Here is a 12,962-nt window from a genome sequence, read left to right on the forward strand (position 1 = left end):
TCAGGGCCGGTGGTGGCGGGCGCTAGCCTCGTGCAGTGCCCCTGCCGTCCAGCCTGCGCCAGCACCTGATCGACACCAGACCGCTGGCCAACGACCACTTCCGCAGGCTGTGGATCGCGGGCATCGCCACCATGATCGGCGCCCAACTCACCGTGGTGAGCGTGCCGGCGCAGATCTGGACGCTGACCCAGGACTCCGGTTTCGTCGGCCTCACCGGCCTGTTCGGCCTGGTGCCGTTGCTGGTGTTCGGGCTGTGGGGTGGCGCGATCGCCGACGCCTTCGACCGGCGCCGGGTGTTGATGGTGACCACCACCGGGCTGATCGTGACCAGTTTCCTGTTCTTCGTGCAGTCCTGGCTCGACATCGGCAACGTCTGGGTGATCCTGACGATCTTCTCGTTGCAGCAGGCCTTCTTCGCGGTGAACTCCCCCGCCCGCACCGCGATCACGCCGCAGTTGGTGCCCGCGGGGCAACTGCCTGCCGCGAACATCCTGTCGACCACGGTCTTCTTGCTCGGCGGTGTCGCCGGTCCGATGGTGGGGGGCACGCTGATTCCGGTGCTGGGTTTCACCTGGTTGTACTTCGCCGACTCGATCCTGCTGTTCGCCACGCTCTACGCGGTGGTCAAGCTGCCGGCGATGGTGCCCGAGGGTTCGTCGGGGCGCAAGGCCGGGCTGGCCAGCATCGTCGACGGGCTGCGCTACCTGCGCTGGCACCACGTGCTGCTGTTCAGCTTCGTCGTCGACATCATCGCCATGGTCTTCGGCATGCCCCGGATCCTGTTCCCGCAGGCGGCGAACCTCGACTTCGGCGGCCCGGTCGAGGGTGGGCTCGCTCTGGCCCTGCTGTTCGCCGCGATCCCGCTGGGCGGTGTGCTGGGCGGGTTGGTGTCGGGCTGGGTCTCACGGGTGGAACGTCAGGGACGAGCGGTCGTGCTCTGTGTGCTGGTCTGGGGAGTCGGCGTGGTCGTCTTCGGTGCCGCGGTCTGGGTGGCCGGCGGGACGATGTGGCCCTGGCTCGGCGTCGGACTGGTCGCCCTGGCGATCGGTGGGGCCGCGGACACCGCCTCGTCCGCCTTCCGCGGGACGATGCTGCTCGAGGCTGCTGGGGACGACGTGCGCGGGCGCCTGCAGGGCGTCTTCTTCATCGTGGTGGTCGGCGGTCCGCGGATTGCCGACGTGCTGCACGGGGCGGTCGCTGCCAAGCTCGACGCCGGACCCACGACCCTGTGGGGCGGCGTGCTGGTGGTGCTGGGCATGCTGGTGATGCCGTGGGTGGCGCCCGCGCTGTGGCGCTACCGGGTCAAGCGCTGACTCAGCGCCAGTCGTCCTCGTCGGGCTCGTCGGGGGTGAACACGTGCATGGCGGCTTCCTCGGCGCAGGCGGCACCACCGGCAAAGCCGACGTCGTGTCCCACCTCCTGGTCCTCGTCGTCGGGGCCGTCGTAGCCCTCGCCGGGGGCGACCAGCCGGCCGGCGCGCTGGCGGCCGACCTCACGTGGCTCGTGGGCGGCGTTCCAGTAGTCGTCGGAGGCCTCGACCTCCGGCTCCTCCTGCGCCAGCCGCATCTCGAGGGTCTCGCCCTGGCGCTGCTCCTCGGCGGTGTTGCCGAATCGCTCGGCGGCCGAGTAGTTGTCGGGGGCCACCCAGCCCTCGTCGAGCACATCCTCGACCCCGCGACGGATCAACGTGTCGTCGCTCTGCAACTGGTCGAGCTGCTCGGACTCCTCCGGGACCATCTCATCGGTGTCGACAATCGCTTCCATGACCCGATTCTGCCAGTCATCCCCGGTTGTGCAAGGGATCTTGGCCCGATGCAGCAAACTTCACAGCGCCCTCTCACACTGGCCGTACTGGGCGGCCAGAATCCCTACCCAACGGGTGGTCTGGGCACCTCTGAAGGCGAGGTCAGGGTGGGTCGTCAGCCAGGGAAGTGACTCGACTCCGACCACGGTCCGGGTGGTCACCAGGAAACGCGTGGTTGGCCTCCCGCGCCCGGCGGTAGCCGTCGAGCCAGACCCTCGGCCGCACCACGTCGTGGTCGGTCGCCAGCCGCTGCAGGGCCTCGAGCACGCCGGCCTCGAACTCGTCCTGCGGCATGCCCGCGGGCAGCGGGACCACACGCGGGTCGACCTCGGCCCGGTGCAGGGCGGCCAACAGAGCGAGCACCTCCTCCACGTCTGCAGCGCCGTAGCCGATGCTGGGCAGGTGCTCGAGTGCCAGCACCTCCCGCCCGTCCACGACGTTCGCGTCGAGCAGTCGTGGCAGCCGAACCCCGGCATCGGCCAGCGCCCGGTACGCCTCGATCTCGCGACCACGGCTGCGCTTGACGAATCGCGTCGGCTCACCGGTCATGGCGCTCACCCTAGGATGCACGAGTGACCACGACGACCCGGCCGGCGGTGTACGCCTCGCGTGCCGGGGCACGCCACTTCGACCTGCTGCTCACCGCGATGTGCGTGGTGATCATCCTGTCGAACATCGGCGCGTCCAAGGGCGTGCAACTGGGCCCGGTGGTCACCGACGGCGGCTTCTTCCTGTTCCCGGCCGCCTACATCCTGGGCGACGTGATCTCTGAGGTGTACGGCCCACGTGCCGCCCGCCGCTCGATCATCGCGGGTTTCGCCTGCTCGGTGCTGGCCGTGCTCACCTTCTGGGTCGTGCTCGCCCTGCCCGGGCTGGGCGACGACCAGGCCGCAGCGAAGCAGGCCGCCCTGGAGGGGGCCCTGGGTCCGGTCTGGCAGATCGTGCTGGCCAGCGCACTCGGGTTCGTGGTCGGGCAGACCAGCAACGCGCTGGTGATGGTGCGGATGAAGAGCCGGTTCGGCGAGCGAGGGCTGGCCGCGCGGCTGATGGCCTCGACCGGGGTCGGGGAGTTCCTCGACACCCTGGTGTTCTGCTCGGTGGCGGCCACCGCCATCGGGATCAGCTCGTGGGGCCAGTGGGCCAACTACGTGGCCTTCGGTTTCCTGTGGAAGACCGCCGTGGAGTACCTGCTGGTGCCGGTGACCAGCCGGGTGATCGGCGCGATCAAGCGCTCAGAACCCAGCTACCGGGAAGGACTGCTGCGATGACGACACCGTCTCTGGGCCACCCCACCCTCGCCGAGTTCGGGACGACGATCTTCGCCGAGAGGTCGGCGCTGGCCAGCGCCCTCGATGCGGTCAACCTGGGTCAGGGCTTCCCCGACCACGATGGCCCCGCCGAAGTGCTGGAGGCCGCCCGTGCCGCGATCGCCGAGGGCCACAACCAGTACCCGCCCGGCATCGGCGTGCCTGCCCTGCTGCAGGCGGTCGCCGACCACCAACGCGACTGGTACGGCATCGACCTCGACCCGACCAGCCAGGTGCTGGTCACCGTGGGGGCGACCGAGGCCATCGCCTCGGTGGTGCTGGCGCTGCTTCGTCCCGGTGACGAGGTGGTCGTCTTCGAGCCCTACTACGACTCCTATGCGGCGACCATAGCGCTGGCCGGCGGGGACCGCCGGACGGTGCCGTTGCGGTTCCCCGACTGGGCGGTGGACGAGGCAGCGCTGCGGGCGGCGTTCTCGTCCCGCACCCGCATGGTGCTGCTCAACAGCCCGCACAACCCCACCGGCAAGGTGTTCACCCGCGACGAACTCGAACTGGTCGCCCGACTGGCCCGCGAGCACGACGCCCTGGTGGTCACCGACGAGGTCTACGAGCACCTGGTCTTCACCGACTCCCCCACCCCGCACGTCCCGATGGCGAGTCTGCCCGGGATGCACGAACGCACTTTGACCATCGGCTCGGCGGGCAAGACGTTCTCGGTGACGGGCTGGAAGGTGGGCTGGGTGAGTGGTCCGGCCGACCTGGTGGCCGCGGCCCGGGCGGTCAAGCAGTTCCTCACCTATGTCGGCTCCGGGCCCTTCCAGCACGCCACCGCCACCGGCCTCGGCCTGCCTCGGCCGGTGTTCGACCGGATCGCCGCCGACCTGCAGGCCCAGCGCGACCGGCTGTGTGTCGGGCTGACGTCGATGGGACTGCCGATCTCGCGGCCCGATGGCGGCTACTTCGTGATCGCCGACCTGGCCGATTGGGGTGTCGACGATGCCCTGGCCTGGTGCCGCGCCCTGCCCGAGCGGGCAGGCGTGGCAGCCATCCCGGTCAGCGTGTTCAGCGACGACAAGGAGTCGGTGCGAAGCCTCGTCCGGTTCGCGCACTGCAAGCGTCCCGAGGTGCTGGACGAGGGGTTGCGCCGGCTGGCGAAGGCCCGCTGATCAGACCGTTCGTTCCTGCGGGGACGAGCCGAGCAGCCAGAAGGCGGTCGCTGCCACCAGCAGCGCCACCGCGACCCAGCCGAGCACGCTGGCCCCGCCGGCCATGGCGAGGGCGGCGATGGCGCAGGCGGCCGCGATCGCGGCGGCCACCCCCGGCGAACGGGGACCACCCGGTGAGCGCCCACGCAGCAGCCAGAGCGCCCCGAGCACCAGCGCCACCGCTGCGGCGATGGCCGCAAGAGGGGCGACCACCAGGGCGCTGCCGAAGGCCACCACCGGGTCGAGCCAGCTGTGCCTGGTGACGAGCAGGTCGTTGCCGTCGTTGATGGCGCTGGTGAGTGGGTAGGTGCGGGCAACCATGAGCACCAGCGCCGCACCCACGGCCGCCAGACCTGCCACGTTCCACGCGCGCTCTGTTCCAGCCATCCCCCCACGCTACGTCGGTCGCAGACACAGGGCTGTGGCAACACGGGACCCGACACCAATCCGTGACCGGCGCACAGTAGCCTTCCGCCCGGAGGAACATGCATGCCCGACCATCGGATCCAGCCGCCGCGCAACACCCCTGGTGAGAACCTGACCCAGGCCTGGGACGCGCTGGGTGACCACATCATCAGCCTCAAGGAGCTGTGGCCCACCCTCGACGACTACCGCGGGCTGCGGCGCAGTTGGCGCCGCGACCTGCTGGCTGGGCTGACCGTCGGCATCGTCGCCCTGCCGCTGGCGCTCGGTTTCGGTGTCGCCTCGGGTGCTGGTGCCGCCGCCGGGCTGGTGACCGCGTCGTCGCAGGTCTGGTGGCCGCGGTGTTCGGCGGCAGCCACATCCAGATCTCGGGACCGACCGGGGCGATGACCGTTGTGCTGCTGCCGGTGATCGCCGCCTACGGGCTGCAGCAGGTGCCAGTGCTGGCGGTGATGGCCGGCGTCATCCTGGTCGTGATGGGCATGACCGCGCTGGGACGAACGGTCGACCTGATCCCCTTCCCGGTCGTCGAGGGCTTCACCTTCGGCATCGGCGTGATCATCCTGCTGCAGCAACTGCCCCTGGTGCTCGGCACCGAGAAGGTCGACGCCGACTCGTCGCTGGTCGCCGCCTGGTTGACCCTGGCGCACACCGACTGGGTGAAGGCGATCGCCCCGCTGGCGATCACCCTGCTGGTGGTGCTGCTGCACGTGGCCGGTGAACGGTTCGCCAAGGGGGTGCCGATCTCGCTGCTCGCCATCGTGGTCGCCACCGTGGTCGTGGAGGTCACCGAGCTCGACGTGGCCACCATCGGCACCCTGCCCCAGTCACTGCCGGCTCCCTCGATGCCGGCGCTCGACCTGCGCACCCTGCAGGGGCTGGCCGCCCCCGCGTTCGCGGTGGCGGCGTTGGCTGCGCTCGAGTCATTGCTGTCGGCGCGCGTGGCCGACGGCATGGTGCCCGACCTGCCCAAGACCAAGCCCGACCGCGAACTGGTCGGCCAGGGCCTGGCCAACCTGGCGTCCGGGGTGTTCGGTGGTCTGCCGGCCACAGGTGCGATCGCCCGCACCGCGGTCAACGCGCGCACCGGTGGCCGCAGCCGGCTCGCCTCGATCACCCACGCCCTGGTGCTGTTCGCGGTGATGATGGTCGCCGGCCCGGTGGTGTCACGGATCCCGATGGCCGCGCTGGGCGGCGTGCTGGTGATGGTGGCCTGGCGGATGATCGACCTGCACAAGGCCGGGACGATCATGCGATGCACCCGCGCGGACCGCAACACCCTGATCCTCACCTTCGTGGCCACCGTGGCACTCGACCTGGTGATGGCGGTGCTGCTCGGCTTCGGCATGGCTGCCCTGATGAGCCTTCGACACATGTCGCGCTACTCGGTGGTGCGCCGCCAGCACCTGCCGGCCGACACTCGCGAGGGACGCGTCGACCTGCCCGCCGAGGCCGAGCACCTGCGCGAGAGGATCGCGGTGTACCGGATCGACGGCGCCCTGTTCTACGGCGACGCCCGCCGGTTCGCGGCCGAGGTCGAGTCGGTCGAGGACGGGGTCGACGTGGTGATCATCCGCTGTCACCGGATGAGCATCTACGACGCCTCCGGTGGCGAGGCGATGGGCGAGGTGGTCAGGTCGCTGCGGCGACGCGGCATCCAGGTCGTCGTGCAGGGCATGACCGCCGCCCAAGTGCGCACGAGCTCACTGCTCGATGCCGTGCCACCGCACCGCCAGGTCCGCGAGTTGTCGCAGGCGCTGGCGATGGCGGTGGACGACCTCACCGTCGAGGCGTGATCAGGAACAGACCACCTGCAGGTTCATCCAGTTGGCCCGGTCGTTGTAGCCACCGTCGCCGGCATCGCCCACGAGCAGGCGCAGGTCGCGCACACCGGACACGTCCAGGGTGAAGCTCTGCAACTGGTCGCGTCGGACGACCCCGGTCTGCCACAGCACCTCGCCGTCGCCGACGACCTGGAAGGTGACCGTGGCGCCCTGGGGCTCCCACTTCACGGCGTCGTCAATGGCTGCCAGGCCGCTGAGCGAGGTGCACTCACCGCCCAGGTACCAGCGGATGGTGCTCGGGCTGGCGATGCCGATGCCGGTCGGGTAGGTCACCCCCGACACGATCAGCGCGGACCAGCCACCGACCGAGGCGTCGATGGTCGGGCTCATCCAGCCGCTGGTGGCACTGATCCACGGGTGGTGGGCCAGGTTCACCGTGCCGTCGGGAGCCGCCGGGGCGACCAGCACGGTCAGGTTGACCGGATCACCAATGGCTTGGCCGGACGCGGTGGCCCGGAAGGCCACCTGGTGGGTGCCGACGGTGGCTTCAGCGGGAGTGGTCACCTGAACCGTGAAGGTGGTCGACTTCTGCGGGGCGAGGATCCGCACCGCAGCCGGGTCACTGATCGTCCACCCCGACGGCAGCGTGGCCGCCGGGTCGACCTGGCGCAACGGCTGGTTGCCGTCGTTGGTGACGGTCACCTTCACGGTCAGCGTCGAGCCGACCCCAACCAGAGCCTCGCTCACCGCAGTGACCGGCGTGCCGTCGATGGCGACGACCTGCGGCGCCGACAGGGTCACCCGTGGCGTCTGCGGCTTGCCGGTGATCGGGCTGACGACCAGCAGCACTGTGCCATGGCGGGGCACGGTGGCAGCCACTCGTCCCAGCGAGTCACCCGTGGTGTCGGTCCACACGTTCTTGACCCGCAGCCGGGAGTCGCCGAAGCCGAGCGCGGCGCCAGTGGTCGAGACGGTGGCGCTGGTGGTGCCCCGGTTGACCAGGGCGACGGCCTTGGAGCCGTCGGCCAGCGGCTTGGTCCACACCTCGAGGGTGCCGGCCGAGCCCAGCCTGGTGCCCTGGATGCCCAGACGGTCCTGATTGATCGCCAGCATGTCGGGGTCGGTGAGCATGGCGATCGAGGTGTCGCTGAGAGTGCGCGGGTCGCTGCCGATCACCAACGGCGCCGCGGCGATCGCCCACAGGCTGATCTGGGTGCCGAACTCGGTGGTGCTCATGCCCAGTTCGGGGCCGAGGTAGTCGGGGTCGTTCCAGTGACCGGGTCCGGCTGCTTCGGGGTGTCGGGCGTTGGCGTCGAAGTTGCGCATCACGTCGCTGTAGAGGATCGCTCCCTGCCAGCCGACGTCGGTGTAGGTGCGCCACGACTCGGCGATCTTGGGCGCGTAGGCCCAGCTGCCGATCGACTGCTGGTCCTCGGGGTACTCGCCCCAGTAGGGCGAGGTCACCGGGTTGCAGATGTTGATGATCATGTCGCGGCCCGAGGCGTTGTTGCGGATCGCAGTGGCGACCTTGGTCATTGCCTCCTCGGGGTCGGTCTTGGCGGCCCAGCCACACAGGAAGTCGACCTTGACCGCGTCGAACCCCCAGGCGGCGAACTGGTCGGCGTCGGCCTGTTCGTGGCCGAGGCTGCCCAGCGCACAGCTGGAGTTCTGCGGCCCAGCGTCGGTGTAGATGCCCACCTTGAAGCCGAGCGCGTGCACCTTGTCGGTGAACGCCTTCATGCCGTTGGGGAACTTCGCGGGGTCGACGGCGAGGCTGCCGTCGGCGTTGCGGGCCGGATTGGCGGTCCAGCCTCCGTCGAGCCAGAGGATGTCGTAGCCGGCGGCGAGCAGGCCACGTTCCTTCATCGACTCCGCGACCGCGAGCACGTCGGCCTCAGCCGGACGCACCTTGCCGTAGTAGGTGTTCCAGCCCATATAGGGCGTGGGGCTCAGCGAGGGGTCGACCGTTGAGGCCGAGGCTGGACGGGCCAGCAGCGACCCGCTCAGTGCGAGGACGATCGAGGCGATCAGGGCCAGCAGACGGGAATGACTCACGAGAGACCTGCCTTCGTCGTTGAAGATGGGTACCGAGCGTGATGCGGGGTGTGCGCAGACGTTAACCCCGCGCACTGACCATTGAGGCTCAACAGGGACGAATCCACGGCTCGTCCAGCGCATCCACCATGGACGATCCACCGCCGGTCCTCCCGGCTCAGGCCGGCGGGTCAGCCGTAGAAGCGGCCCAGGAACTCGTCCTTGAACGCGTCGAAGTCGCCGATGGCGAGCGAGGCGCGGATGCGGTCGACCAGACGGATCGTGAAGCGCTCGTTGTGGATGGTGGCCAGCGTCGAGGCCAGCATCTCCTTGGCCTTGAACAGGTGGTGCAGGTAGGCCCGTGTGAAGTGGGTGCAGGTGTAGCAGTCGCAGCCGTCCTCGAGGGGGATGAACGACCGGCGCTGTGAGGCGGTGTTGACGTTGTAGCGGCCGTCGGCGGTGTAGATCGCGGCGTTGCGGGCCACCCGCGACGGGTTGACGCAGTCGAAGGTGTCGGCGCCGTTCTCGATGGCGGTGAAGAAGTCGTCGGGTTCTGAGATGCCGAGCAGGTGGCGTGGCTTGTCGTCGGGCAGCTCGTCGGCCATCCAGCCGACGATGGTGCCGAGGTTCTCCTTCTCCATCGCCCCACCCAGGCCGAAGCCGTCGAAGCTCTGCCCGCCCACGACCATCGTGCCCAGGTCGCGGGCGGCCTTGCGACGCAGGTCTTCGTACTGGGCTCCCTGCAGCACCCCGAACAGGGCCTGGTACGGCTTGTCGGCGCGCTGCTCGGTGAGGCGCCGGTGCTCGGCCAGGCATCGCTCGGCCCACAGCCTGGTGCGCTCGAGCGACTCCTCCTGGTAGCCGCGGGTGTTCATCAGCGTGGTCAGCTCGTCGAAGGCGAAGATGATGTCGGCGCCCAACTGGTGCTGCACCTGCATGCTCACCTCGGGGGTGAACCGGTGGCGGCTGCCGTCGAGGAAGCTCTTGAAGGTGACCCCGTCGTCATCGACGTGGGCCATCCGCTGCTTGCCCTCAGCGATCACCTCGTCGGACGAGACCCGGCTGGCATCCATCGCCAGCACCTTCTTGAACCCCACGCCGAGGCTCATCACCTGGAAGCCACCGGAGTCGGTGAAGGTGGGCCCGTCCCAGCCCATGAACCGGCCCACTCCCCCGGCCTCGTCGACGATGTCGGCGCCCGGCTGCAGGTAAAGGTGGTAGGCGTTGGCGAGCACCGCCTGCGCCCCGAATTCGCGCACCTGGGCCGGCGTGGTGGCCTTCACCGTGGCCTTGGTGCCGACCGCGACGAACGCCGGGGTCTCGATCACGCCGTGCGGGGTGGTGATCACCCCGGTGCGGCCCCGACTGTTGTCGAGGGTCTGACCGACCTCGAACCCGAAGCCGGTCACCGGCGGCTCCGGGCAGCCAGGAGAGCGACGCCGACCGCCCCTGCGCTCGAGGTGCGCAGCACGGCGTCTGAGACCAAAACGAGCCGCGCGCCCGCAGCGGTCAGCTGGTCGAGTTCGCCAGGTGAGATGCCGCCCTCGGGACCGACCACCAGCACGACCTCGCCGTGGTCGGGCAGGTCGACCTGCTCAATCCAGTCGGTGGCGTCCTCGTGCAGCACCAGCACTGGGCCGGGGTGCTGCTCGACCAAGCGCACCAACTGAGTGGTCGAGAGCACATGCTCGGTGACGGCCGGCACCCAGTGGCGGCGTGACTGCTTGGTGGCCTCGCGGCAGACGGCCTGCCACTTGGCGAGGTTCTTGGCCGCCCGCGCGGCGTCCCAACGGGTGATCGAGCGGTGTGACTGCCAGGCGGTGACCACCGTGGCACCCAGCTCGGTGAGCAGTTCCAGAGCGAGGTCCTGCCGGTCGCCCTTGGCGAGGGCCTGGACGACGTGGAAACGCAGTGCTGGCTCAGGCCGGGTGAGGTCATCGGTCACCGCGCCGGCCACACCGGAGCGGGTCACCTCGTCCACCAGTACGCGCAGGGCCCGCCCGGCGCCGTCGCTGACGGTGATGGCCTCACCGGCGGTGATCCGCTTCACCACAGCGGCATGGCGTCCCTCATCCCCGTCGAGGACGAGGCGGTCGCCGACCGCGAGCCCGTCGAGGTCGGCGAGGAACAGCGGGGCGGTCATCCGCCGAAGGCTTCCTTCATCCGTCCGAAGAAGCCCTTGTCCTTCTTCGAGACGGTCGGGCTGACGCTGGTCTCGTCGCGCAGTTCGGCCAACCGTCGCAGTAGATCGCGCTGCTCGTCGTCCAGCTTGGTCGGGGTCTGCACCAGGAAGGTGATGCCGAGATCGCCTCGTCCACCCTGGCGCAATCGGGGCACGCCTCGTCCACCCATCGCGATCCGGGTGCCGGACTGGATGCCCGAGGGGATCTCGACCTCGACCGAGCGGTCACCGGGGTCGGAGTCGTCGCGTTCGGCCTCCAGAGTCTGGATGTGCACGGTGGTGCCCAGGGCAGCGGCGGTCATCGGGATGCGAACCACCATCTCGAGGTTGTCGCCGTCGCGGGTGAACACCTCGTGCTGGGCCACGACCAGTTCGACGTAGAGGTCACCGGCCGGTCCACCGCCGGGGCCGACCTCGCCGTTGGCCTCGAGGTGGATCCGGTTGCCGGTGTTGACGCCGGCGGGGATCTTGACGTTGATGGTGCGCTTGTGGCGTACCCGGCCCTCACCGGAGCACTCACCGCAGGGGTTGCGGATGGTGGAGCCGTAGCCCCGGCAGGTCGGGCAGGGCTGTGAGGTGCGGATGTCGCCCAGGAACGAGCGCTGCACCGTGGTGATGTCGCCGTGGCCGTCGCAGGTGGCGCAGGTGGTGGGCTCCGAACCGTCCTCGGACCCCTTGCCGGTGCACGTGGGGCAGACCACCGCGGTGTCGACCACCAGCGGCTTGGTCACCCCGAATGCGGCCTCGGCCAGGGTGAGTTGCTGGCGCACCAGCGCATCCTGACCGCGGCGCACCCGGGATCGTGGGCCGCGCGAGGTCTGGGCCCCGAACATGGCGTCGACCAGGTTGGTGAAGTCGAAGCCACCCTGGAAGCCACCCGCACCGCCACCGAAGCCGCCGAAACCGCCCATGCCCGAGTAGCCAGAACCCATCGGGTCGCCGCCGCGGTCGTAGACGGCCCGCTTCTGCGGGTCGCTGAGAACCTCGTAGGCCTCTTGGACCTGCTTGAACTTCTCGGCCGAGTCGGGGTCGGGAGCGACGTCGGGGTGCACCTTCATCGCCATCCGGCGGTACGCCTTCTTGATCTGCTCGGCCGTGGCGTCTCGTTGCACGCCGAGCAGTTCGTAGTAGTCAGCACTCATGAGTGAGGTCGGTCATCCTTCTGCGAGCAGACGGCCCAGGTAGCGCGCGACCGCGCGTACCGAGGCGATGGTCGAGGGGTAGTCCATCCGGGTCGGACCCACCACACCCAGGCCCGACCACGATTCCGCATCAGCATGGTAGGCGCTGGCGACCAGAGAGGTGGAACTGAGCTGGCTGTAGGGGTTCTCCTGCCCGATCCGCACGGTGACGTCGCCGGTGGTGGCCTCGCCGAGCAGGCGCAGCAGAACCACCTGCTCCTCGAGCGCTTCGAGCACTGGACGCACCGTGGTCTCGAACTCCTCACCGAAGCGGGTCAGGTTGGGCACGCCACCGACGACGACGCGGGTGGCAGCGGCGTCCGAGGTGAGCATCTCGAGCAGCACCGCCACCACGGCGGCGCCGTGCAGTCGGTCTTCGGGACGAAGATCCAGAGCCAGCGAGTGCAGCCGCTGCGCGGCTTGGCTAGAGTTCTGGCCGACCAAGGCGGCGTTGAGCGTGTTGCGCAGGGTGGCCAGGTCGTCCTCGGTGTGGGTGGGCAGGTCGAGGGCGTGCTGCTGCACCCGTCCCGAACTGGTGATCAGGATCAGCAGCACCTTGTCGGAGGTGAGCCCGACCAGTTCGACGTGGCGGATGACCGCGGCATTGCTCACCGGGTACTGGACGATCGCGACCTGCTGGGTGAGTTGGGCGAGCAGCCGCACGGTGCGCGTGACGATGTCGTCGAGGTCGGCGGCACCACTCATGAAGGTCTGGATGGCGCGCCGCTCCCCCAGCGACAGCGGCTTGATGGTGGCCAGCCGGTCGACGAACAGCCGGTAGCCCTTGTCGGTGGGGATCCGCCCGGCCGAGGTGTGCGGCTGGGTGATGTAGCCCTCCTCCTCGAGCACGGCCATGTCGTTGCGCACGGTGGCCGGCGAGACGTTGAGCTGGTGACGGTCGACGAGCGCCTTCGAGCCGACGGGTTCGCGGCTGGAGACGTAGTCGGTGACGATGGCCTTCAGCACCTCGAGCTTGCGGTCGTCCACCCTGTCACCTCCTGTTCGTCCTTGCGGGGGATGACCCCCCGCACCCCCACGGGTTGGCACTCGAAATGGGCGAGTGCCAGTCTAGCGCTAGGCT

The 12,962-nt window shown here is 69.5% G+C and carries 12 protein-coding genes and 1 pseudogene; 5 read left to right on the top strand and 8 right to left on the bottom strand.

Going from position 1 to position 12,962, the window contains the following annotated elements; genetic code table 11:
• Positions 1 to 35 precede the first annotated feature (35 nt).
• Positions 36 to 1,313: an MFS transporter gene (locus tag IE660_RS04375; protein WP_328701833.1), complete on the top strand. Its 1,278-nt coding sequence runs from the start codon at positions 36 to 38 to the stop codon at positions 1,311 to 1,313.
• Position 1,314: 1 nt separating this feature from the next.
• On the opposite strand, the gene IE660_RS04380 is transcribed toward IE660_RS04375, so the two are convergent.
• Entirely contained in the window at positions 1,315 to 1,764 is a 450-nt protein-coding gene (locus IE660_RS04380; RefSeq protein ID WP_203567128.1) for a DUF5709 domain-containing protein, read from the bottom strand.
• A gap of 142 nt (positions 1,765 to 1,906) precedes the next feature.
• On the bottom strand, positions 1,907 to 2,353 hold the full coding sequence (locus IE660_RS04385; protein ID WP_203567129.1) for a hypothetical protein: 447 nt from the start codon (positions 2,351 to 2,353) through the stop codon (positions 1,907 to 1,909).
• 23 nt (positions 2,354 to 2,376) lie between these two features.
• Here IE660_RS04385 and IE660_RS04390 point away from each other — a divergent pair, with 23 nt between their 5' ends.
• Complete coding sequence (locus tag IE660_RS04390) at positions 2,377 to 3,072, top strand: queuosine precursor transporter (RefSeq protein ID WP_328701834.1); 696 nt, start codon at positions 2,377 to 2,379, stop codon at positions 3,070 to 3,072.
• Positions 3,069 to 4,238, top strand: a complete 1,170-nt coding sequence (locus IE660_RS04395; protein ID WP_203567130.1) for a pyridoxal phosphate-dependent aminotransferase — start codon at positions 3,069 to 3,071, stop codon at positions 4,236 to 4,238. The genes IE660_RS04390 and IE660_RS04395 overlap by 4 nt, the downstream gene beginning before the upstream one ends.
• Here IE660_RS04395 and IE660_RS04400 read toward each other — a convergent pair whose 3' ends face one another.
• On the bottom strand, positions 4,239 to 4,664 hold the full coding sequence (locus IE660_RS04400; RefSeq protein ID WP_203567131.1) for a hypothetical protein: 426 nt from the start codon (positions 4,662 to 4,664) through the stop codon (positions 4,239 to 4,241).
• A gap of 102 nt (positions 4,665 to 4,766) precedes the next feature.
• Here IE660_RS04400 and IE660_RS15650 point away from each other — a divergent pair.
• Positions 4,767 to 5,926 (top strand): annotated as a pseudogene (locus tag IE660_RS15650) (SulP family inorganic anion transporter); the annotation flags it as partial.
• 147 nt (positions 5,927 to 6,073) lie between these two features.
• Positions 6,074 to 6,496 (top strand): STAS domain-containing protein, encoded by a 423-nt coding sequence (locus IE660_RS15655; RefSeq protein WP_235997066.1) that lies wholly within the window; start codon positions 6,074 to 6,076, stop codon positions 6,494 to 6,496.
• Here IE660_RS15655 and IE660_RS04415 read toward each other — a convergent pair whose 3' ends face one another.
• The 5 genes from IE660_RS04415 to hrcA form a co-directional block, all read right to left on the bottom strand.
• Positions 6,497 to 8,539 (bottom strand): NPCBM/NEW2 domain-containing protein, encoded by a 2,043-nt coding sequence (locus IE660_RS04415; protein ID WP_203567134.1) that lies wholly within the window; start codon positions 8,537 to 8,539, stop codon positions 6,497 to 6,499.
• Positions 8,540 to 8,709: 170 nt separating this feature from the next.
• Positions 8,710 to 9,927 (bottom strand): tRNA guanosine(34) transglycosylase Tgt, encoded by a 1,218-nt coding sequence (gene tgt / locus IE660_RS04420; protein ID WP_203567135.1) that lies wholly within the window; start codon positions 9,925 to 9,927, stop codon positions 8,710 to 8,712.
• A complete protein-coding gene (locus tag IE660_RS04425) occupies positions 9,924 to 10,661 on the bottom strand; it encodes a 16S rRNA (uracil(1498)-N(3))-methyltransferase (RefSeq protein ID WP_203567136.1) in 738 nt (245 codons plus the stop codon). The genes tgt and IE660_RS04425 overlap by 4 nt, the downstream gene beginning before the upstream one ends.
• A complete protein-coding gene (gene dnaJ / locus IE660_RS04430; protein ID WP_203567137.1) occupies positions 10,658 to 11,842 on the bottom strand; it encodes a molecular chaperone DnaJ in 1,185 nt (394 codons plus the stop codon). Before dnaJ ends, IE660_RS04425 begins: the two co-directional genes overlap by 4 nt.
• A gap of 12 nt (positions 11,843 to 11,854) precedes the next feature.
• Entirely contained in the window at positions 11,855 to 12,868 is a 1,014-nt protein-coding gene (gene hrcA, locus IE660_RS04435) for a heat-inducible transcriptional repressor HrcA (RefSeq protein ID WP_203567138.1), read from the bottom strand.
• Positions 12,869 to 12,962 lie beyond the last annotated feature (94 nt).

The sequence above is a fragment of the Aestuariimicrobium ganziense genome (assembly GCF_015352975.1).
GTDB lineage: Bacteria > Actinomycetota > Actinomycetes > Propionibacteriales > Propionibacteriaceae > Aestuariimicrobium > Aestuariimicrobium ganziense.